At 68.4% G+C, this 19895-nt stretch carries 19 protein-coding genes and 1 pseudogene; 8 read left to right on the forward strand and 12 right to left on the reverse strand.

Annotated features, from left to right (window positions below; all coding sequences use genetic code 11):
* The first annotated feature begins 384 nt into the window (after nt 1-384).
* The 3 genes and pseudogenes from AC07X5_RS25930 to AC07X5_RS25940 form a co-directional block, all read left to right on the forward strand.
* A complete protein-coding gene (locus tag AC07X5_RS25930; RefSeq protein WP_494772471.1) occupies nt 385-1023 on the forward strand; it encodes a DUF6806 family protein in 639 nt (212 codons plus the stop codon).
* Nucleotides 1024-1072: 49 nt separating this feature from the next.
* The gene (locus AC07X5_RS25935) at nt 1073-1708 is read left to right on the forward strand and encodes a hypothetical protein (protein ID WP_494772472.1); all 636 of its coding nucleotides are present in this window, start codon (nt 1073-1075) and stop codon (nt 1706-1708) included.
* Nucleotides 1648-1878: pseudogene (locus tag AC07X5_RS25940) on the forward strand (M48 metallopeptidase family protein); the annotation flags it as partial. The gene AC07X5_RS25935 and the pseudogene AC07X5_RS25940, both read left to right, overlap by 61 nt.
* Before the next feature lie 9 nt (nt 1879-1887).
* On the opposite strand, the gene AC07X5_RS25945 reads toward AC07X5_RS25940, so the two are convergent.
* The 3 genes from AC07X5_RS25945 to AC07X5_RS25955 all read right to left on the reverse strand — a co-directional run bounded on the left by AC07X5_RS25945 (nt 1888) and on the right by AC07X5_RS25955 (nt 5188).
* Entirely contained in the window at nt 1888-2550 is a 663-nt protein-coding gene (locus AC07X5_RS25945) for an energy transducer TonB family protein (RefSeq protein WP_494772473.1), read from the reverse strand.
* Nucleotide 2551: 1 nt separating this feature from the next.
* Entirely contained in the window at nt 2552-3433 is an 882-nt protein-coding gene (gene murI / locus AC07X5_RS25950) for a glutamate racemase (RefSeq protein WP_494772474.1), read from the reverse strand.
* A 201-nt stretch (nt 3434-3634) separates the two neighbouring features.
* Complete coding sequence (locus AC07X5_RS25955; protein WP_494772475.1) at nt 3635-5188, reverse strand: fumarate hydratase; 1554 nt, start codon at nt 5186-5188, stop codon at nt 3635-3637.
* Nucleotides 5189-5327: 139 nt separating this feature from the next.
* On the opposite strand from AC07X5_RS25955, the gene AC07X5_RS25960 reads away from it, so the two are divergent.
* Nucleotides 5328-5540, forward strand: a complete 213-nt coding sequence (locus AC07X5_RS25960) for a hypothetical protein (RefSeq protein WP_494772476.1) — start codon at nt 5328-5330, stop codon at nt 5538-5540.
* Here AC07X5_RS25960 and AC07X5_RS25965 read toward each other — a convergent pair.
* Both AC07X5_RS25965 and AC07X5_RS25970 read right to left on the reverse strand, forming a co-directional pair.
* Complete coding sequence (locus AC07X5_RS25965; protein WP_494772477.1) at nt 5537-5893, reverse strand: hypothetical protein; 357 nt, start codon at nt 5891-5893, stop codon at nt 5537-5539. The two genes, AC07X5_RS25960 and AC07X5_RS25965, sit on opposite strands and share 4 nt — an antisense overlap.
* A 200-nt stretch (nt 5894-6093) precedes the next feature.
* Nucleotides 6094-8247: a putative bifunctional diguanylate cyclase/phosphodiesterase gene (locus AC07X5_RS25970; RefSeq protein WP_494772507.1), complete on the reverse strand. Its 2154-nt coding sequence runs from the start codon at nt 8245-8247 to the stop codon at nt 6094-6096.
* A 447-nt stretch (nt 8248-8694) separates the two neighbouring features.
* Here AC07X5_RS25970 and fumC point away from each other — a divergent pair, with 447 nt between their 5' ends.
* On the forward strand, nt 8695-10080 hold the full coding sequence (gene fumC, locus AC07X5_RS25975; RefSeq protein WP_494772478.1) for a class II fumarate hydratase: 1386 nt from the start codon (nt 8695-8697) through the stop codon (nt 10078-10080).
* A 6-nt stretch (nt 10081-10086) separates the two neighbouring features.
* Here fumC and AC07X5_RS25980 read toward each other — a convergent pair whose 3' ends face one another.
* On the reverse strand, nt 10087-10956 hold the full coding sequence (locus AC07X5_RS25980; RefSeq protein WP_409959739.1) for an NAD(P)-dependent oxidoreductase: 870 nt from the start codon (nt 10954-10956) through the stop codon (nt 10087-10089).
* A 120-nt stretch (nt 10957-11076) separates the two neighbouring features.
* On the opposite strand from AC07X5_RS25980, the gene AC07X5_RS25985 reads away from it, so the two are divergent.
* Entirely contained in the window at nt 11077-11883 is an 807-nt protein-coding gene (locus AC07X5_RS25985; RefSeq protein ID WP_494772479.1) for an AraC family transcriptional regulator, read from the forward strand.
* On the opposite strand, the gene AC07X5_RS25990 is transcribed toward AC07X5_RS25985, so the two are convergent.
* From AC07X5_RS25990 to AC07X5_RS26015, 6 genes are all read right to left on the reverse strand, one after another.
* Complete coding sequence (locus AC07X5_RS25990; RefSeq protein WP_494772480.1) at nt 11880-12761, reverse strand: SMP-30/gluconolactonase/LRE family protein; 882 nt, start codon at nt 12759-12761, stop codon at nt 11880-11882. The genes AC07X5_RS25985 and AC07X5_RS25990 overlap by 4 nt on opposite strands.
* Nucleotides 12745-13557, reverse strand: a complete 813-nt coding sequence (locus AC07X5_RS25995; RefSeq protein ID WP_494772481.1) for an NAD-dependent epimerase/dehydratase family protein — start codon at nt 13555-13557, stop codon at nt 12745-12747. Before AC07X5_RS25995 ends, AC07X5_RS25990 begins: the two co-directional genes overlap by 17 nt.
* The gene (locus tag AC07X5_RS26000) at nt 13550-14293 is read right to left on the reverse strand and encodes a ribonuclease activity regulator RraA (RefSeq protein WP_494772482.1); all 744 of its coding nucleotides are present in this window, start codon (nt 14291-14293) and stop codon (nt 13550-13552) included. The genes AC07X5_RS25995 and AC07X5_RS26000 overlap by 8 nt, the downstream gene beginning before the upstream one ends.
* Before the next feature lie 7 nt (nt 14294-14300).
* Complete coding sequence (locus tag AC07X5_RS26005; RefSeq protein ID WP_494772483.1) at nt 14301-15488, reverse strand: mandelate racemase/muconate lactonizing enzyme family protein; 1188 nt, start codon at nt 15486-15488, stop codon at nt 14301-14303.
* A gap of 19 nt (nt 15489-15507) precedes the next feature.
* The gene (locus tag AC07X5_RS26010) at nt 15508-16497 is read right to left on the reverse strand and encodes a Bug family tripartite tricarboxylate transporter substrate binding protein (RefSeq protein ID WP_494772484.1); all 990 of its coding nucleotides are present in this window, start codon (nt 16495-16497) and stop codon (nt 15508-15510) included.
* A 104-nt stretch (nt 16498-16601) separates the two neighbouring features.
* Nucleotides 16602-17252: a GntR family transcriptional regulator gene (locus AC07X5_RS26015; protein ID WP_409963901.1), complete on the reverse strand. Its 651-nt coding sequence runs from the start codon at nt 17250-17252 to the stop codon at nt 16602-16604.
* Nucleotides 17253-17354: 102 nt separating this feature from the next.
* Here AC07X5_RS26015 and AC07X5_RS26020 point away from each other — a divergent pair, with 102 nt between their 5' ends.
* Together AC07X5_RS26020 and AC07X5_RS26025 are read left to right on the forward strand one after the other, a co-directional pair.
* Nucleotides 17355-18341: a porin gene (locus AC07X5_RS26020; RefSeq protein WP_409963899.1), complete on the forward strand. Its 987-nt coding sequence runs from the start codon at nt 17355-17357 to the stop codon at nt 18339-18341.
* Nucleotides 18342-18424: 83 nt separating this feature from the next.
* Entirely contained in the window at nt 18425-19834 is a 1410-nt protein-coding gene (locus AC07X5_RS26025) for an aldehyde dehydrogenase (NADP(+)) (protein WP_494772485.1), read from the forward strand.
* Nucleotides 19835-19895 lie beyond the last annotated feature (61 nt).

Genomic DNA, 19895 nt, shown 5'->3' on the forward strand with positions numbered 1-19895 from the left:
GGCGCAGGCGTATTGCCCTTGTAGTCCATTGCGCCGTCTGGCTGCACGCCTATGTCTGTCGTCGCGCTTTTTTGGCGGGCACAAAGCGCTGCTGCGCTCACCGGCCCAGGGGCCTGCAAGCCCTGACACCGTCAGGTGCGTTTGATCGGATGGGCATGCCCTGTCGATGGTGCACAGCTTGCGCCTCATGGCCGGTGCGCCGGGCTCTGCACAATGGCTTCTGCGCGACGCCATCCAAATGGCCTTGGCGCCATGAGAAAATAGCGCTATCGTGGGGCTGAAAGGCTGAACCAGCGCCGACAAGGCTCCATCTTCCCATTCCAGGGCAAGCCAGCAGGCATGAGGCTTGCCGACCCCGGCTGCGGGCACTATTACGATTCAGTCATGTCAAGTTACAACGCACCCTTCGAAATCCACGTCCACGGACAGGTCCAGCTGCGCGCCGATGCCAGCTTCGAGCAGATCCAGGAGGCCTTGAAGCCCTTGTGGAAGTACGCGGGCGCGCGCTCGCTGGCCGATGGTGCCGCCAGTGCCTATGAGGAAGAGCCCGGCATCAAGTTCGATGCCCAGGAGCACCTGCTGCAGATGTGCTGGACGGTGCGCGGCGACGAGGACTTTCGCCAATCGCTCGACGAGATGTGCATGAGCCTCAACGAGCTGTCCGAACTGGGTGCGGCCATCGAAGTCACGTTCTACGATGCGGACTTTGACGAGGAGGACGAGGGCGGCGAGGGCGCCGAGTCGCGCGACGATTTCCTGATGCTCTTCGTGGGCCCCACGCCCGCCGCCATCATGCAGGTGCAGCGCGACCTGCTGGTGCAGGACGTGGTGAACATGATGGAGCGCCACTTCGACGGTGCCGAACTCGGCGGCGTGGTGGCCGAGATCGACAAGCTGTTCAGCCAGCGTTTCGATGCCCTGGTGAACTCGCTCGAAATCGGCAAGCCCCCGCGCGGCGGCAGCGGTGGTGCCGGCGGCGGCGGCCATGGCGGCGGTGGCCGCCGTCCGCGGCACCTGCACTGATCTCGATGGTCTGCTGCAGCCCCCTGCGCGGGCAGCAGGGGCGTGGCGCATGACGGCAGCCGCCACTACGGTACCGCTGCCCTACCTGCAGTCCTACCCCGCGCCGTTGCAGCAGCAGGCGCGCGATCTGCTTGCCCAGGGCCGCCTGGGGGCGGTATTGTTGCGCAAGTACCCCGCTGCCCATGCCGTGCGCAGCGACAAGGCGCTGTACGACTATGCGCAGGAGCTGAAGGCCCGCCACCTGCGCAATGCGGGCACCATCAACAAGGTGCTGTTCGACAACAAGATCCATGTGGTGCGGCATGCCCTGGGCCTGCACACCACCGTTTCACGCGTGCAGGGCAACCGCCTGGCGAAGGGCCTGTTCACACCAATTTCGGGGATCGCGTTGCCCGGCCTGGGGGCTGGATGCAAGGCGCTCGTGCGCAGCAAGGTAGGCACCTTGCAAGCGCGGGCAACGCCGCAGACGGCCCCAAGGCCGGGCAACCCGAAGGGAAGGCCCTTGCCGGCGCGCCACTCGTCGTTGCGCTCCTTGCGTGTGCAAAGGCACACACTGCGTCACGCGCCTAGATTGACACGCCGGCAAGGGGCTTCGCGACCCAGAAATTGGTGTGAACAGGCCCTCAGCACGAGATCCGCATTGCGGCGATGTTCAAGCAGGGGCCCGACGAGTTTCTGCGCATGATCGTCGTGCACGAACTCGCGCACCTGCGCGAGAAAGACCATGGCAAGGCCTTCTACCAGCTGTGCCAGCACATGGAGCCGCAGTACCACCAGTACGAGTTCGACCTGCGCCTGTACCTCACGCATGTGGAGCACTCGGGCGAGCGGCTCTGGGGCGGGGAGTCGGCCTGACCGGCTCCCTCACTCCCATTTGCAACGCTCCGAGGCCGGCACGGGCTCGGGCATCGGCTTGTCGCTGTCGCGGTTGAAGTCGAAGCCGGTGATCACGACCAGGCGGCGGTAGCGCGGCGAGCCATCGGCCATGGGCCTGGCGGGCGGCGTGCCGAAGGGGGCAGAAGCCCGCACCACCTTGAGCATGTGCTCGTCCACCACCCGGTCTTGCGACGACTGCAGCACGTCGGCCTGGATCACCGCGCCGTCGTTGGCCAGGGTGACGCCGACCACGCCCTGGCCGTACAGCCGCTTGCCGTCCTTGCTCGGAAAATGGCGCGTGCCGCAGTCTTCCATGCGCTGTTTCATGCGCGCGTAGTAGGTCTTCATGGGCGCGCTCATCTTCGCACCGGGCGAGATGTACAGGTCCCGGGGCAGGTTGGCGCGGCCTTCGATGTCCGCGATGCGGGCGCGCAGCCGCTGCTTGCGCACGGTCTCCGGCATCTCCGCCAACTGGCGCTTGAGGTCCTGGAGCATTTCGCGCTGTGTCTTTTCCAGGTCCGCGAGCTGCTGGGCCTGGTCTGCGGCTGCAGCAGCAGGAGGGGGCACGGCAGCAGGGGCTGCGGTCTGTGCTGCGGCGCAGGCTGCAGCCAGCACCGAGACCAGGGCCACGAGCTTCTGTCGAATCCGCATGCTAGGCCGCAGCGCTGTGCTCGGTGGCAGGCGAGGGGATCGCCACCGCCTGGCAGCCGCTGGCGGGCAGGTCCAGCCAGCGCTGCGCGGCGGCCTGCAGCTGGGGCAGGCCGCCGGTGGTGAACAGCTGCACCCCGGGTGCCTGTGCCTGCGGTGCGGCCATCAGGCCAGCGCCTTCGAGCAGGCGCCGCGTCTGGCGCGCCACGGGCTCGCCGGTCTCGATGAAGCGCACCCCGGGCCCCACCAGCGTGCGCAGGTCGCGCTCGGCAAAGATGTAGTGCGTGCAGCCCAGTACCAGGGTGTCCATCTGTCCTGCAGCGGTGCCGAAGGCACCCATGGCGCCGGTGTAGCGCTCGCACAGCTGCCAGGTCTCGGTGCCTTCGGGGCTGGCGGGCACCGGCTTGTCCACGCTGCGCTCGATGGCATGGGCCAGGCCATCGCAAGGCTGCACCACGAACTCGGCCTGGCCCTGCAGGCTGGCCAGCAGCTTGCCGAACTTGGCGCTGGTGAGCGTGCCACGTGTGCCGATCACGCCCACGCGCCCGGTGCGGGTGGCGGCCAGGGCAGGCTTGATGGCTGGCTCCAGCCCCACCAGGGGCAAAGCCGGGTAGCGGCTGCGCACCTCGTGGATGGCCGCCGCCGTGGCCGTGTTGCAGGCCACCACGAGTGCCTTGATGCCGTGCTGCTCCAGCAGGTGGCGCGTGATGGCGTGGGTGCGTGCGCCCACATAGGCATCGCCGCGCTCGCCATAGGGCGCATGTGCGCTGTCGGCTAGGTAGACAAAACGCTCGTGCGGCAGCTCGGCGCGCAGCGCCCGCAGCACACTGAGGCCGCCCACGCCGCTGTCAAACACGCCAATGGGCTGGGAATTCGGGGAGGTCATGGGAGAAAAGAATAGGGCGGAGCAGGCATGCGATCGATGCCCCGCACTGTAACGCTGCCGGGCCCTTGGTGCACGGATGGCGGCGCGAAAACCCGTGACCGCTGCTGGACTCGCTCGGGGGCGCGGACGGCCCAGAAAACCCCCCCGGCCGCGCCTTGTGCGCTGCCGGGGGACCGTGGCTCAGCCGGGAGTGTCTGCGTTTCAGGCCGCCGCTACCTCGATGCCGCGGAACTCGCCCGTGGCGATGCGCTTTTGCCACTCGGCCGGCCCGGTGATGTGGGCACTGGTGCCGCCGGCATCCACCGCCACCGTCACCGGCATGTCCACCACCTCGAATTCGTAGATGGCTTCCATGCCCAGGTCTTCGAAGCCCAGCACCCGTGCCTTCTTGATGGCCTTGCTCACCAAGTAGGCGGCGCCACCCACGGCCATCAGGTAGGCGCTCTGGTGCTTCTTGATCGCCTCTATGGCCACCGGCCCGCGCTCGGACTTGCCGATCATGGCGATCAGCCCGGTCTCGGCCAGCATCATCTCGGTAAAACCGTCCATGCGCGTGGCGGTGGTCGGGCCGGCCGGGCCCACGGCCTCGTCGCGCACCGGGTCCACCGGGCCCACGTAGTAGATCACGCGGTTGGTGAAGTCCACGGGCAGCTTCTCGCCCTTGGCCAGCATGTCCTTGATGCGCTTGTGCGCCGCGTCGCGCCCGGTCAGCATCTTGCCGTTGAGCAACAGGGTGTCACCGGGCTTCCAGCTGGCCACTTCTTCCTTGGTCAGGGTGTCCAGGTTGACCTTCTTGCTCTTGTTGTAGTCGGGCGCCCAGTTCACGTTGGGCCACAGGTCCAGCGAGGGCGGGGTGATGTACACCGGGCCCGAGCCGTCCATCACGAAGTGGGCGTGGCGCGTGGCCGCGCAGTTGGGGATCATGGCCACGGGCTTGCTGGCCGCGTGCGTGGGGTACATCTTGATCTTGACGTCCAGCACCGTGGTCAGGCCGCCCAGGCCCTGGGCGCCGATACCGAGGGCGTTGACCTTCTCGTACAGTTCCAGGCGCATTTCCTCGACCTTGTCGAGCTTCTCGCCGCGCGAGGACTTGGCCTGCAGCTCGTACATGTTCAGGTCGTCCATCAGGCTTTCCTTGGCCAGCAGCACCGCCTTCTCGGCCGTGCCGCCGATGCCGATGCCCAGCATGCCCGGCGGGCACCAGCCGGCGCCCATGGTGGGCACGGTCTTGAGCACCCAGTCGACGACGTTGTCGCCGGGGTTGAGCATGATCATCTTGCTCTTGTTCTCGCTGCCGCCGCCCTTGGCCGCCACGGTGATGTCCAGCGTGTTGCCGGGCACGATCTGGGCGAAGATCACCGCGGGCGTGTTGTCCTTGGTGTTCTTGCGCTCGAACTGCGGGTCGGCCACCACGCTGGCGCGCAGGGTGTTGTCGGGGTGGTTGTAGCCACGGCGCACGCCTTCGTTGATGGCGTCTTCCAGGCCGCCGGGGAAGTTTTCCCAGCGGATGTCCATCCCTACCTTGAGGAACACGTTGACGATGCCGGTGTCCTGGCAGATGGGGCGCTGGCCGGTAGCGCTCATCTTGCTGTTGGTCAGGATCTGGGCGATCGCGTCCTTGGCCGCAGCGCTCTGCTCGCGCTCGTAGGCGCGCGCCAGGTGGGCGATGTAGTCGGTCGGGTGGTAGTAGGAGATGTACTGCAGCGCAGCAGCAACGGACTCGACGAGATCGTCGTACTTGATCGTGGTGGTCATCGTGTTTCTGTCGTGGGCGGAACGGGTGCGCGTCTGTGCACGCTGGCTGCCGCCTGGGACGGCGCCGGGCGCAATTATCCCACTGGGGTGCTTACAGCGTGCTGGCGCGCTGGTAAGGCCTTCTCGGCAAGACTACGCTTTGCAAAAAACTGCAATCCAGAAGCACGAAGTGATCTACAACCGCCTCCTGTCCTGGAACCACGCGGCCGGCTGGCTGCTACACCGAGAGGCGGGTGGGTTTTCCGGCCACTTCGATGGCAGCGGGTACCTGCCGTCCCACACGACCGGCGGGCTGGTGTGTGCGCCCGACCAGCGCAGCTTCGACGCGGTGCGCGAGGCTTTGCTGGCTTAGGCGGGCTCGTCCTCGACCCCGGGCTCTTCGCTGTCTTCTTCGGGGTACATGTCCGCATCCACGTCCACCAGGGGATCTGCGGGCAGGTCGCCGTCCGTGTCGTTGTCGGACGCGAGGGATTCCATGTGGTCGGGCAGGATGTCGCGCGACTCGCGGTGCAGGCCGGGCTCCACGCTGGCGCGCTCGCCGGTGCCATAGCGGTCGGTGTCCATCTCCGGGTCGGCGCTGTACACGCCCGCGCTGTCGCTGCCCGAGTCGGAGGCATCGCTGGGGCCCATGCTGTCGTTGCCGGTGGCGCTGTGGATGGGCGGAAGGTTGTCGGCGTCGATGCCGAGCAGGCTGCTGGTGGCCATGGAAGTCTCCGATCTGGCTGGTGCGCACCGGTCAACGTGAGTCGGCACGGCAATGGCGGTGCGGCCACTGTGGTGCCATGGTGCGCGCCCCGGGCGCTGCACGGTGTAAGAACTTGCCGACGATTGACATGGCTGGTCACGCGGCGGCCCGGGTCCGTGCCCCCGTGCCAGTGCCGCCCCGCCGCAGCGGGGGCGTGGGCTTACAAACTACCGATGACAGAGGGCGTGAAGTCCACGGCGCCCTCCGGTTTTTCGCCCTGCGACCAGGCGAACAGCGAATCCGCCGGCATGGGGCGGGCAAAGAAGAAGCCTTGCAGTTCGTCGCACTCCATGGCCAGCAGGATGTCGCGCTGGCCCTCGGTTTCCACCCCTTCGGCCACCACGCGAAGGCCCAGTGCGTGCGCCAGGCTCACCACGGCGCTCACCACGGCGCGCGCGTCCTCGCTGATTTCCAGGTCGTTCACGAAACTGCGGTCGATCTTGAGCTGCTGCGCGGGCAGCTGGCGCAGGTAGTTCAGGCTGGAGTAGCCGGTGCCGAAGTCGTCGATGGACAGGAACACGCCGATGCGCGCGAGCCCGTCGAAGGTGCGCTGCGTGGCCTTGATGTCCTCCATGGCCACGGACTCAGTGATCTCGCACAGAAGCTGCGAGGCGTCCAGCCCGTGGAACTGCAGCGCATGGCCGATGCGCTCGGCCAGGCCGCTTTCGCGCAGCTGGTGCACCGAGAGGTTGATCGCCACGCGCATGCGCATGCCGTTGCGGCCCCACTCGGCGGTCTGGCGGCAGGCCTCGTTGATGACCCAGTTGCCCAGCTTGTTGATCAGGCCGAAGCGCTCGGCCAGCGCGATGAACACCATGGGGCTGACCATGCCGTGCCTGGGATGGTTCCAGCGCAGCAGGGCTTCCACCCCGCTGATCTGGCCGCGCGTGCCGTCGATCTTGGGCTGGTAGTGCAGCGCCAGTTCGCCCCGGTCGATGGCCTGGCGCAGGTCGTTCTGCAGCTCCAGCTGTTCGGAGGCGTCCGAGCCCATGTGGGGCTCGAACAGCGCGTAGCAGCCGCCGCCGGCGCGCTTGGCGGCGTACATGGCCGCGTCGGCATTGGCCACGAGCTTGGTGCGCTCGCCGTGGTCGGGGTGCACCACGATGCCGATGGAGCAGGCGATCTGCACCTTCTTGCCCGCCACTTCGAAGGGCTGGGACAGCGACTCCAGCACCCGGTTGGCCATGGTGACGCAGGCAGCCACGTCGCTCACGTCTTCCAGCAGGATCAGGAACTCGTCGCCGCCGACGCGGGCCACGGTGTCGCTCTCGCGTGCCTGCTGGCGCAGGCGGTCGGCCGCGCCGCGCAGTATCACGTCGCCCGCGGCGTGGCCGAAGGAATCGTTGATGGGCTTGAAGCCGTCGAGGTCGACGAACAGCACGGCCAGCCGGTCTTCCACGCGCAGGTGGTTGGTGCGGTCCAGGCGCAGCAGGGCGTGGATCAGCCGGTCTTCGAACAGCAGGCGGTTGGGCAGGCCGGTGAGCGCGTCGGCAAAGGCGCGCTGCTGCAGCTCGTCGTTGGCGGCCTGCAGGCGGCTGTTGCTTTCCTTGAGCGACTGGGTCAGCAGTTCGGCTGTGGTCTGCAGCCGCGCATCTAGGATGGAAGTGAACAGCGTGCTCACCAGCAGGAGGCCCGTGGCCATGAGCACCATGGCCGTGAGGCCCGGGCCGCCCAGCTCGCCCGCACTCAGGCACACGGAGCCCACGGCAAAGCGCGCGGCCGCCATGCCGGTGTAGTGCATGCCGCAGATGGCAACGGCCATCACGAAGGACGCGGCCAACTGGTACACCAGGCGCTGGCCGGGCCGCACACGGCGCAGCAGCTTGAAGATGAGCAGCGCCGATGCCGAGGCCAGCACCGCGATCAGTACTGACAGCACCACGACGCGGTAATCCCAGACGATGCCGGGCGCCATCTCCATCGCTGCCATGCCGATGTAGTGCATGCCGCTGATGGCGGCGCCCATCACCAGCGCGCCCAGGGCGAGATGGGCCGTGCCGAAGTTCTCGCGGCTGGCCAGGCCCAGGGCCACGCCCGATGCACCCACCGCCGCCAGCCAGGACAGCAGGGTCAGCAGGCTGTCGAAACCGATGGCAATGGGCAGCTTGAATGCCTGCATGCCCAGGAAGTGCATGGACCAGATGCCTGTGCCCATCACGATGGAGCCCGCCAGCCACCACGCCAGGCCTACGCTGCGCTGGGCGGCGCGCACGCGCCGCGCCAGGTCCAGCGTGACGTACGAGGCCAGCATCGCAATGCCAAAGGACGCGGCCACCACGAACAGGTTGTAGCTGAAGGGCATGAACGCGCTCATGGACATGGAGGAATGGATCTCGGTATGGATGGGCAGGTTGCGCCTGCGCAGGCGCTCCGTCAAGGGGGCGCGTGCATCTGGGTACACGGATTGGATACGCACTGGGGCGTAGCGCGGCGCAGCCTGCGCTCAAGAGGAGAAAACGGCAGTGGGCCGAATTTTCGAGGCCAAAGTGTACCAATTTGTTGCAACTGCTGCTGGAGTGCTGGCTCTAGGAAAGCTTTGGCTGAACACTGAGGGCAGGGGAGTCGGCGCGCTGAACGAAGCGCTTTCCCCACGGCGCTGGCGGCGCTTTGGGGGCGGGTAAATGAGAATTGTTTGTTTTTGTCTTATGCTCCCGGGGGCGCCCTCTGCCTGCCTGCCCATGGCCCGCGCTGGCGCACCGATTCGACCCGTTCGTGGCACGCCCGCGCGCCACGCCTGCCTTACCTTGGAGAACCGTTTCCCATGACCTCCCGTACCGAACGCGACACCTTTGGCCCCATCGAGGTGCCGGCCGACAAGCTGTGGGGCGCGCAGACGCAGCGCTCGCTGCAGAACTTCGACATCTCGGGCGAGCAGCAGCCGCGCGAGATCATTAAGGCGCTGGCCCAGGTCAAGCGCGCCTCGGCTGTCGTGAACCAGGCCCTGGGCCTTCAGGACGCGAAGAAGACCGAGGCCATCGTGGCTGCCGCCGATGAAGTCATTGCCGGCAAGCACCCCGGCGAGTTCCCGCTGGTGGTGTGGCAGACGGGCTCGGGCACGCAGACCAACATGAACGTCAACGAGGTGCTGGCCAACCGCGCCAGCGAGATCCTGGGCGGCGAGCGCGGCGAAGGCCGCCTGGTGCACCCCAACGACGACGTGAACCGCAGCCAGTCGAGCAACGACGTGTTCCCAACGGCCATGCATGTGGCCGCCGTGGAGGCGCTCACGCACAAGCTGCTGCCGGCCATTGCCAAGCTGCGCGCCACGCTGGCGCAAAAGGCCAAGGATTTCGACGGCATCGTCAAGATCGGCCGCACCCATTTGCAGGACGCCACCCCGCTCACGCTGGGCCAGGAGTTCTCGGGCTATGTGGCCCAGCTCGACCATGGCGAGCGCCATGTGCGCGCCGCGCTGCCCCACCTGTACGAGCTGGCGCTGGGCGGTACCGCCGTGGGCACGGGCCTGAATGCGCCCAAGGGCTATGCCGAGCAGGCCGCGGCCGAACTGGCGCGCCTCACGGGCCTGCCCTTCGTCACCGCGCCCAACAAGTTCGAGGCCCTGGCTTCGGTGGACGGCCTGGTGCACGCCCACGGCGCATTGAAGACCCTGGCCGCCAGCATGATGAAGATCGCCAACGACGTGCGCTGGCTGGCCAGCGGCCCGCGCAGCGGCATCGGCGAGCTGAGCATCCCCGAGAACGAGCCCGGTTCGTCCATCATGCCCGGCAAGGTCAACCCCACGCAGAGCGAGGCCGTGACCATGCTGGCCGCCCAGGTGTTCGGCAACGACGTGGCCATCAACTTCGGCGGCGCCTCGGGCAACTTCGAGCTCAACGTGTTCCGCCCCATGGTGGCGCACAACTTCCTGCAGAGCGTGCGCCTGCTGGCCGACGGCATGGTGAGCTTCAACGACCAGTGCGCCGTGGGCATCGAGCCCAACCGCGAGCGCATCATCGAGCTGGTGGACCGCTCGCTGATGTTGGTGACGGCGCTCAACACCCACATCGGCTACGACAAGGCGGCTTTCATCGCCAAGAAGGCGCACAAGGAAGGCACCAGCCTGCGCGAGGCCGCCGTGGCCTCGGGCCACGTTACGGGCGAGCAGTTCGACCAGTGGGTGGTGCCGGGCAACATGGTGGGCCGCTGAGCGTGGTCATCTGTTGGCACGCATCACCTTGACCACGGCCGCCGCTTCCTCGTCGGCGTAACCCGCTTCCCCGGCCTGGCGGAACAGCGTTTCTGCCAGCTCCGGCACGGCGGCGTGGATGCCGGCGTCGCGCGCATGCTGTGCGATGCGGCGCGTGGCATCGATGGAGATGCGCAGCGGGCTTTGCGTGATGGCGAAGTCGCCGCTGTGGATCACCTGGCCCTCGTGCTGCAGGAAGGCACCGAACGAGGGTGCGATCTGGTTCACGAGCACGCCGTAGTGCTCCACGTCCAGGCCCTCCGTCTCGGCGATGCGCGCACCGTGGAAGAACCCGATGGTCGCGCCGTAGACATACGACAGCGTGGCGAAATCCATCGCCGAGGCGAGCGAGGGGCGCTCGCCCAGGAACGTGACGCCGCCGCCGAAGACCTGCAGCACGGCCAGCGCGTTGTCGAAGGCCTGCTGGGCACCCGAGACGAACACCGGCGTCGTCGGCAGGCCCATCTGCTCCGGTGCGGCCTGGATGGCGCCGTCCAGGTACAGGCCGCCGTGGCTGCGCACCCAGGCGTCCATGTCCAGCGCCTCCTGGGGGCTGCCGGTGGTCAGGTGCACCACCGTGCGGCCCGTCAACGCCCCGCCTACGCCCGGCGACAGCAGGATGGCGTTGGCGGCCTCGTAGTCCTTCACGCAGACCACGATCACCTCGCTGGCGGCGATGGCCTGGGCCACGTCCTGGTGCGGGGTGGCCCCCAGGGCCACCACCTCGGCGGCGTGGGCCGGCGAGCGGTTCCATACGCTGACCCGGTGGTCTGCCTGCAGCAGCAGTGCGGCCAGTTTTCTGCCCATGGTTCCCATCCCGATCACGGTCGTTTTCATGCAAATCCCTTTCATGGAGTAGCGCCAAACCGCGGGCGACAAGTGCCTTCGCGGCGGCATGCCAATAATCTGCAGAATCGCTTGGCCGGTCGCGCACGAACGGCTGTTTGGAGAGCACGGATGGACGAATCAGCTTTGGCCGTGGTACCCGGCCGCGCCGGCCTGCAGGTGGACCTGGTGGAGACGCCAGGCGGTGTGGTCGAACTCAAGCCCCTGGCGGACCTGCGCATCCGCGTGCATTCGGGCGATCCGGTGCGGGGCCTGTGCGGCTCGCAGCGTTTTGTCTACACGCGCGGCGATGTGGACATCGTTGCCGCCGGGCAGGCGGACCGCTGGCACGAGGACGGGCCGGGCCGCTCGGTGGTGTTGCGCTTTGCCCCGGCATTGCTCGAACGCACGGCGCAGGAGGCCGGCTTGCCGGCCGGCCGCGCCGCCCTGGCCCCGCGCCACCAGTTCCAGGATGCGCACCTGGCCCACATCGCCTGGGCGCTGGATGCGGAGCGCCAGGCCGGCTTCCCCAACGGCCGGCTCTATGCCGAAAGCCTGGGCACTGCGCTGGCCGTGCACCTGCTGGGCCGCTACACGCTGGCGCGCAAGGCACCGCGCAGCCTGTCGGCGGCGCAACTGCGCCGGGTGGTGGACTACATCGAGAACCGGCTGGACGAGGACCTGTCGTTGACCGTGCTGGCCGGCGTGGCGCACAGCAGCGTGTCGCACTTCAAGACCTTGTTCAAGCGCTCGCTGGGCGTGCCGGTGCACGAGTACGTGGTGCAGCGCCGGGTGGAGCGCGCCAGCGCCCTGCTGCGCCAGGGGCGGCTGCCAGCCAGCGAAGTGGCCCTGGCGGCCGGCTTTGCGCACCAGAGCCACATGGCGCGGTCCATGCGGCGCGTGCTGGGGGTGGCGCCGAGCGCGCTGCGTTCAACCTAGCAGGGAGCCTGCAGGCGCAGCAGCGCCCCGTCGTGTGCCGTGGGTTCCCATCCCGGCCTCACCAGGCTGGTCACCCAGAGGTCGCTGGCCACGCCAAAGGCGCACATGGTGGGCGCGCGGCAGGGCAGGGCGATGCGGCGCTGTCGCTCACCCAGGGGCGACAGGATATTGAGCACGCCTGCCGACACGCCTGCCGACCAGTAGCACCCAGCTGCATCGACCTGCGCACCGTCGGGCCTGCCCTCGGCCTCGCCCAGGTCCGCGAAGGGGCGGGGCTCGCCCATCGTGCCTTCGGCCTCGTTCCAGGCGGCCTGCCAGACCGTGCCGCGAAAGCTGTCCGAGAAGTACAGCGTGCCGCCGTCGGGGCTCCAGGCGATGCCGTTGGCCACCATCAGGCCTGCATGGAGCTGGCGCACCAGACCGCTGTCGCTCACGCAGTACAGGCCGCCGGTGGCCTGCTTGTCCGCCCGGTCGTCCATCGATCCGATGACAAACCAGGCGCCGCTGGGGGAACGCTTGCCATCGTTGAGCCGGTTGCCGTGCGGCTCGTGCGCGGCCAAAGAGCACACGGTGCGCAGCGCGCCCATGCGCAGATCCAGTTCGACGACGCTGTTTTGCAGGGCCAGGCGCACGCGATGCCCGCCCCACAGGGCCATGGCGCCCACCACCTGCGGCAGGTGCCAGCGCGTGAGCTGTTGCAGGGCCGGATCCAGCCGCAGCAGCAACTGGGCGCGCACGTCGATCCAGTACAGCGCCTGCTCGCCAGCGTGCCATTCGGGGGCTTCGCCCACCCGGTTGCCCACGGGCCACACCTCGATGGGTCCGGTACCGGGGTGGTTGAGCACCGAAGGCGCGATGGACTCAGAGGAAGGGGGCACGGTCATTGTCGAAGCCTGCCGCAGCAAAGCTGCCGCCCTGGAAATGCTCGGCGACGGCATCGCCGGACTGCAGGTTCTCCAGCGCCGTGGCGTGCGGGTCGGCCGAGTGCCGGGGCTGGTAGCCCAGTTCCTGGGCACGGCGGTTGTCCCACCAGGAACGCTTGTTGTCCGATGCACCGTAGACGATCTCGTGCACGTAGTCGGCCGTGAGGCCTACCTGCACCAACTGCGCCAGATCTTCCGGGTGGATCCAGTGGCTCAGGGCCCGTGCCTCGGCCGGCGCTGGGCTGCAGTGGCCGATGCGCAGGCCGAAGCCGCGCACGCCGTGCTTGATGGCGTACATGGCGGCCAGCGCCTCCATGAAGACCTTGCTCACGCCATAGCGGCTGTCGGGCAGCGGCGGGGCCGTGCCGTCAATTGTCTGGCTGCGCGGGTACAGGCCCACCGCGTGGTTGGAGCTGGCGTAGACGATGCGCTGCACGCCGGCCGCGTGGGCCGCCTCCCAGAGGTTGGCCACGCCCACGACATTGGCTGCCAGCAGCGTGTCCCAGCCGGCCTCGCGCGGGTACCCGGCGAAGTGCACGACCGCCTCGCAGCCCTGCAGGGCGCGCTGCAGCGCCTCACGGTCCGCCAGGTCCAGCTGGTGTGCCGTTTCGCGCGGGTCCTCGGCCTGCACCGGGGCTGCATCCAGCAGGCGCAGTTCGCTGCACAGGGGCAGCAGGTGCGGCCGGATGGCGCGGCCGATGCGACCGGCAGCGCCGGTCAGCGCGATGGTGCGCAGGGCGGTGTCAGTCATGCGCGAGCGGCCAGCGGTCTGCGTGCGCGGCTTTCCATGTTGCATAGGCCTCGCGGCGTGCGGGGTCGATGAGCGGGTAGGTGCCGATCAGGCTGTCGCCGGCGTCTATGCGTTCCTCGACCCAGGTCTCGTAGATGGTCTGCACATAGGCCTCGCGCGCCACATCGTCCGCGATGTGGCGGGGGATGCAGACCACGCCTTCGGCGTCGCCCACCAGCACGTCGCCCGGGTACACCGACACACCGCCGCAGGCGATGGGCAGGTTGATGTCGATGGCGTGGTGGCGGATCAGGTTGGTGGGTGCCGAAGGTCGCTGGTGGAAGGCCGGGAAGGGCATGGCCGCGATCTCCGGCGAGTCGCGAAAGCCGCCGTCGGTCACCACGCCGGCCACGCCGCGGCGCATCAGGCGGGTGACCAGGATGTTGCCCGAGGAGGCGGCCGTGGCATCGCCGCGGCTGTCCATCACCAGCACATGGCCGGCAGGGCAGGTCTCCACCGCCACGCGCTGCGGGTGTGCCGGGTCGTCGAAGGCGTCGAGGCCGTCGAGGTCCTCGCGCGCCGGGATGTAGCGCAGCGTGAACGCCAGGCCCACCATGCGCGCCGTGGCCGGGTTCAGGGGCCGCACCTCCTGCAGGAAGACGTTGCGAAAGCCGCGTTTGAACAGCACCGTGGTGAGGGTGGCGGTGGATACGAGCCCCAGGCGGGGCAGGGTGTTGGAAAGCAGGGGGATGGTCATGGTTTCTTCAGTCTCGTCCGATGCGTGCCCGGGGGCGACGCGCTTGCAGGTAAACAGATTCGTGCTCGGTGCCGGCGTTCCAGCCGCCCGTGGCCAGGGCGACGTTGCGCTCGCTCGGGTGGGCGGCGATGAAGTCCTCGCGCAGGCGCACATCCAGGCCCGGCAATGCGCTGGCCTGCAGGAAGCCGGGTTCCACGCGCAGGCCGCTGTCCAGCACCTGGTTGCGGCCTTCCCAGTCCGGGTCCATGCGTTCCAGCACCAGCGCGTTGGGGATCGCGCTGAGCAGGTGCACCATGGCCACTTCGGCCACGGGCCCGAGCGAGCCCGAGTGCGGCGCCACCACGACCGACAGGGCCTCGGCCATGCCGGCGAGCTTCTTGGTCTGCGTGATGCCGCCGAAGCGCCCGCCGTCGGGCTGCACCACGTCGAGCAGGCCCTCGGCCAGGAAAGGCTGCATGTCCTGCAGCGTGGCCAGGCGCTCGCCGCCGGCCAGCGGCAGCGCCACCTTGTCGCGCACCAGGCGCCAGCCGCGCAGGTCGTCGGGCGCGACGGGTTCCTCCAGGAACAGCAGTTTCAAAGGCTCCAGCTCCCGGCCGATGGCCACCGCGTCCGCAGGCGCCAGCCATGGCGGCCCGTGCAGGTCACACATCAGGTCGATGTCGGGGCCGATGGCGGCGCGCACGGCATGGGCGCGCTCCACCACGTTGGCGATGCCGCCGACCTTGATGCCCTGCGCGCCTGCTGCCACGGCCGCGCGTGCCGCTTCGGGCGTGGCGGCATGCACGTAGAACGGCACCTTGCTGCGCGTGGCACCACCCAACAGCTCGTACAGCGGCACGCCCAGCGCCTGGGCCTTCAGGTCCCACAACGCCATGTCGATGGCGTTGATGGCGCCCATGCCCACCACGCCGGTCTGGCCATGGCCCATGCAGGCCACACGCATGCGCTGCCACAGGCGCTCGATGCCGCGCGCGTCCTCGCCCACCAGCAAAGGGGCCAGGTCCTGCACGGCCGCTGCCACGGCCCGGGGCCAGCCCGAGCCCTCGCCCGTGCCCACCAGCCCGCTGTCTGCCCGCACGGTCACGAACAGCCAGTTGCGCGAGGTTGCGAGGGCCGACTTGCCGGTACCCGTCCACCCCGTCTGCGGCGGGGCGCCCGCCTGCATGAGGTGGCAGCGGATTTCTTGGATCTTCATGGGTTTCCTTTGCTTTATCTCACTCGGGCTTGATGCCCGCGTCCTTGACGACCGTCTGCCAGCGCGCGAGCTCGCGCAGGTAGAAGGCCTGGAAGTCCTCGGGCTTGCCGCTGGTCACGACCTCGGAGCCGAGCTGCGCCACGCGGGCGCGAAAGGCCTCGCTGGTCGCGGCGGCGACCACCGCTTCGTGCAGGCGCTTGACCACGGGGGCGGGCGTGCCGCCCTTGACGGCGATGCCCTGCCAGCTGCGGATGTGGGTGCCGCGTGGCAGCTTCAATTCCTCGGCGCTGGGCACGTTGGGCAGCGCAGGGATGCGGCTGGCCTGCATCACCGCGACGGGCGTGGCACGGCCCGAGTCGAGGGTGGCCTTGAGCGAGCCGGACATCAGGTCGAACATCAGGTCCACCTGGCCTGCCATCAGGTCCTGGTTGGCGGGCGCGCCTCCCTTGTAGGGAATGTGCAGCATGTCGATCTTCATCTCGCGCTTGAACAGCTCCAGCGCCAGGTGCGAGGAGGTGGCCACCCCGCCCGATGCCGCCTTGGCACCGCCCGGCGTGCGTTTGGCCAGGGCCACCGCATCGGCCGGCGTCTTGATGCCGCTTTCGGTCGAGGCGACCATGAGCACCGGCACGCTGGTGATCTGCGAGACCATCTGCAGGTCCTTGGCCGGGTCGTACTTCACGCCGCCGATCCAGGGGTTGGTGGCGAAGTGGATGGCCGCGAACACCAGCGAGTAGCCGTCCGCCGAGTTGTTGAGCAGCGCCTGCGTGGCGATGTTGCCCGAGGCGCCGCCCTTGTTGTCCACGATGACGCGCTGGCCCAGGTTCTTGCCCATTTCCTCGGCCAGGGTACGGGCCACCGTGTCGGCGCTGCCGCCCGGCGCAAAGCCCAAGTACAGGGTGATGGGCTTGTCGGGAAATTTCTGGGCCTGCGCAGGGCTGGCGCCTGCCAGTGCGCTCTGTGCTGCCAGGGCGAGCAGGGCCAGTCGGCGGGAGTATCGGGCTTGCATGGTGGTGTCTCCTTCGGTTTTTTTGGGCGTAGGCAATCCCGCTCCCTGTCTGGCAGGGAGTGCAGCATTGCAGTTTTCGGGGAAAAAGGGGGCGCTAAGGCGCGCTATGGGGTGGGCAGCATGGCCAGCAAGTCCTTGCGTGACATCTCGGCGTGCTCGAAAGCGATGGCTGCCGCGGTCTTGGGGTCATTGGTGCGCAGCGCTTCGATCATCTGCGCGTGCTGCACGGTGACCATCTCCAGCCGCGCGTCGCCATAACCTTTGCTGCGCCGTACGGCATCGACCAGCGCTGAGCGGCCTTCCAGCATTTCCACCGCCATGCGGTTGCCCGAGATGCCGTCCATGTAGCGGTGGAAGTCGCGGTTGGCGGTCACGCAGGCGGGGATGTCCGAGCGGTCGGCCGCGCCCTGGCGCATTGCTTCCAGCTCCACCAGCCTGTCGATGTCGGCCGGCCTGGCCGCCGTGGCTGCGTCGGCCGCCAGCATGGACTGGATGGCCCCGCGGATCTTGTAGAGCTGGTTGATGTAGAGCGCGTCCACCGTGGGGATCACGGCGCCGCGGTTCATGCGCATGGCCACCACGCCTTCGCCCTGCAGCTGCAGCAGCGCCTCGCGCACCGGGTTCTGGCTCACCTGGTAGTGCTTGGCCAGCTCCGTCAGCGTGATGTGGGCCCCCAGGGCCCAGACGCCTTCGACGATGTCATTGCGCAACTGGTCGCGCAAACGAATGTAGGTGGGGGTGTTGAGTGCGTCCATGTTGCCAGTATATACTCCATTTCAGATTTTATAAAATCTAAAATCTACAATCCAGAACATCGGGAGAGATGCCCGGTTCACAACCCAGAGGAGACTTGCGACATGAAGAAGAAACACCTTGCCCGCCAGTGCGCATTGGCCTGCGCGGCCGCCGCCTGCCTGCCGGCCCTGGCCCAGTCGTCCGTGACCATCTATGGCCGCGTCGACCTGGGCGTGTTCCACCAGAATGCGGGCACGACGCCAACCAACGGCGGCATCAGCCCCTCGGGCCCCGCGGCCAAAATGTGGCAGGTGCGCCAGGGGTCCGCCGGTCGCATCGGGTTTCGCGGAGTGGAAGACCTGGGCGGTGGCTTGGAAGCCGGCTTCCAGATGGAGCACCGCTTCGACGCCGACACCGGCCTGGCCCACAACCCCTTCTTCGAGGCGCGCTCCTATGTGTATGCGGGCGCCCCCAAGGCCTGGGGCACGGTGTATGCAGGGCGCGAGTACATCCCCGCCTTCTGGGTGGCGCTCAAGGCCGACCCCTGGGGCTTCGACACCGTGGCCACGCCCGGGCCGCGCCACCTGCTGGCCAACTACGGCGTGCCCGTGAGCGGCATCCGCAGCGACAATACCATCGGCCTGCGCAGCGCCACGTGGGGCGGCTTTTCGACCAACATCGCCTGGAGCGCGGGCGAGGGCGCGCGCTCGAACACGTCGGGTGCCAACATCGAGTACACCTCCGGTCCGCTGTACGTGGGCACGGCCTATGACAGCACCACCTCCCAGCAGAAGATGTGGATGGCAGCCGCCTCCTACGACTTCGGCGTGGTGCGCCCGGCGCTGCTGTATGCGCGTTCGAAGGTCAACAATGTGGAGAGCAGCAATGTCTCGCTGACGGCGCGCGTGCCCGTGTCCACCCACCTGGTGAAGCTGGCGGTTTCGCGCCTGGACCCCCAGGGGCCGGGCAACGCGAACACCAAGCTGTCGGTGGGCTACGAGCACTTCCTGAGCAAGCGCACCTCCATCCTGGCCAACATCGGCAGCGCCAAGCAGGACAAGCTCACGCGCACCACGCTGTTCGACCTGAGCCTCAAGCACAACTTCTGACGGCCGGGCCGTCGTTCCTCCCATTCCCGCCTCCTTGCTGGTGCGTGCTGCGTGCGCACCGGCAGGCTTCACTTCGCCTATCCATGACCAGCGCATCCCCTTCCATGTTCGATACCTCCGCGGAAGCGGCCCGTGAGGCACCCTTCTGGGCGGCCAGCGATCCACACACCCGGGCCGGGCTCCTGCAGGCCCTGGCCCGGGTGCTGGAGGAGCACCGCGACCCCCTGGTGGCACTGGCCCATGGAGAAACCCACCTGGGGGCCGTGCGGCTGCAGGGCGAGCTGGACCGCACCTGCTTTCAGCTGCGTGCGTTTGCCGACTTCGTGCTGGCGGGCAGCCTGCATGCGGTGGAGCACGACGCCGCGGTCGACGGCTCGCCGCCGCGTGGCCGGCCCGGCATGCACCGGGTGCGTGTGCCCCTGGGGCCGGTCGCCATGTTCGCGGCCAGCAATTTCCCATTCGCGTTTTCGGTGCTGGGGGGCGACACGGCGTCGGCCCTGGCCGCCGGTTGCCCGGTGGTGGTCCGCGCCCACCCGGCACACCTGCAACTGTCGCGCGCCGTGTTCCGCCTCGTGCAGCAGGTGCTGCAGGAGCAGCATCTGCCCAGCGGCCTGGTGGGGCTGGTCGATGGGGCTTCGGTGGAGCACGGCGCGGCGCTGGTGCAGCACCCTGCGATCCAGGCGGTGGCGTTCACAGGCTCGCTGCGTGGCGGGCTGGCGCTGCAGGCGCTGGCGGCGCAGCGGGCCGTGCCCATTCCCTTCTTCGGCGAGCTGGGTTCGGTGAATCCGCTGGTGGTCTTGCCTGCGGCTTTTTCGGCCCAGGCACCCGAGGCCCTGGCGGCCCAGCTGGCGGCTTCGGTCACGCTGGGCATGGGGCAGTTCTGCACGCGTCCCGGCGTGGTCGTCTTGGTCGACAGCGATGCGTCCCGCCATTTCATCGCCGAGCTCGCGCGGCTACTGGCGGCAGCGCCCATGCATCCGATGCTCACCCCGGCCATCGCAAAGGCCTACCTGTCTGCGGCGCAGGCGCTGCGCCGCGCGGCAGGCGTGAATGTGCTTGTTGACCCCGCGCCCGAGCGGTTGGGCGCATGGCTCGCCACCGTGACAGCCGATGACTTCACGGCCCAGGCAGATCTTCGCCACGAGGTTTTCGGGCCTGCGGTGCTCATCGTGGTGTGCAACGACGACAGCGCATTGGTGCCGGTGCTCGAATCCATGGCCGGTGCGCTGGTGGCCACGCTCTGGGGGGCCGAAGGGGATTCGCCGCTGGCCCGCCAACTCGTCGCCGCCGCGACCGCCCGCGCCGGGCGCGTGCTGTTCGGAGGCGTCCCTACCGGGGTCGCGGTCACGCGTGCCCAGCAGCATGGCGGTCCCTGGCCTTCGTCCTCGCAACCAGCATCCACCTCGGTGGGGCTGCATGCCTGCGAGCGCTTTCTGCGGCCAGTGGTCTACCAGAGCGCGCCTGCGTGGCTGCTTGCCGGGCTTCCCACTTGAAAGGAGCTTCACCCCACCCCTGAGCACCTCCCACCACAACCCATGGCTGCGCACACCTGCG

Source organism: Acidovorax sp. GW458-11-26-14-TSB4 (genome assembly GCF_059423865.1).

Coding starts and splice junctions, on each gene's coding strand:
- AC07X5_RS25930 (WP_494772471.1), top strand. CDS start 385: ATGTCAAGTTACAACGCACCCTTCGAAATCCACGTCCACGGACAGGTC.
- AC07X5_RS25935 (WP_494772472.1), top strand. CDS start 1,073: ATGACGGCAGCCGCCACTACGGTACCGCTGCCCTACCTGCAGTCCTAC.
- AC07X5_RS25945 (WP_494772473.1), bottom strand. CDS start 2,550: ATGCGGATTCGACAGAAGCTCGTGGCCCTGGTCTCGGTGCTGGCTGCA.
- murI (WP_494772474.1), bottom strand. CDS start 3,433: ATGACCTCCCCGAATTCCCAGCCCATTGGCGTGTTTGACAGCGGCGTG.
- AC07X5_RS25955 (WP_494772475.1), bottom strand. CDS start 5,188: ATGACCACCACGATCAAGTACGACGATCTCGTCGAGTCCGTTGCTGCT.
- AC07X5_RS25965 (WP_494772477.1), bottom strand. CDS start 5,893: ATGGCCACCAGCAGCCTGCTCGGCATCGACGCCGACAACCTTCCGCCC.
- AC07X5_RS25970 (WP_494772507.1), bottom strand. CDS start 8,247: ATGAGCGCGTTCATGCCCTTCAGCTACAACCTGTTCGTGGTGGCCGCG.
- fumC (WP_494772478.1), top strand. CDS start 8,695: ATGACCTCCCGTACCGAACGCGACACCTTTGGCCCCATCGAGGTGCCG.
- AC07X5_RS25980 (WP_409959739.1), bottom strand. CDS start 10,956: ATGAAAACGACCGTGATCGGGATGGGAACCATGGGCAGAAAACTGGCC.
- AC07X5_RS25985 (WP_494772479.1), top strand. CDS start 11,077: ATGGACGAATCAGCTTTGGCCGTGGTACCCGGCCGCGCCGGCCTGCAG.
- AC07X5_RS25995 (WP_494772481.1), bottom strand. CDS start 13,557: ATGACTGACACCGCCCTGCGCACCATCGCGCTGACCGGCGCTGCCGGT.
- AC07X5_RS26000 (WP_494772482.1), bottom strand. CDS start 14,293: ATGACCATCCCCCTGCTTTCCAACACCCTGCCCCGCCTGGGGCTCGTA.
- AC07X5_RS26005 (WP_494772483.1), bottom strand. CDS start 15,488: ATGAAGATCCAAGAAATCCGCTGCCACCTCATGCAGGCGGGCGCCCCG.
- AC07X5_RS26010 (WP_494772484.1), bottom strand. CDS start 16,497: ATGCAAGCCCGATACTCCCGCCGACTGGCCCTGCTCGCCCTGGCAGCA.
- AC07X5_RS26015 (WP_409963901.1), bottom strand. CDS start 17,252: ATGGACGCACTCAACACCCCCACCTACATTCGTTTGCGCGACCAGTTG.
- AC07X5_RS26020 (WP_409963899.1), top strand. CDS start 17,355: ATGAAGAAGAAACACCTTGCCCGCCAGTGCGCATTGGCCTGCGCGGCC.
- AC07X5_RS26025 (WP_494772485.1), top strand. CDS start 18,425: ATGACCAGCGCATCCCCTTCCATGTTCGATACCTCCGCGGAAGCGGCC.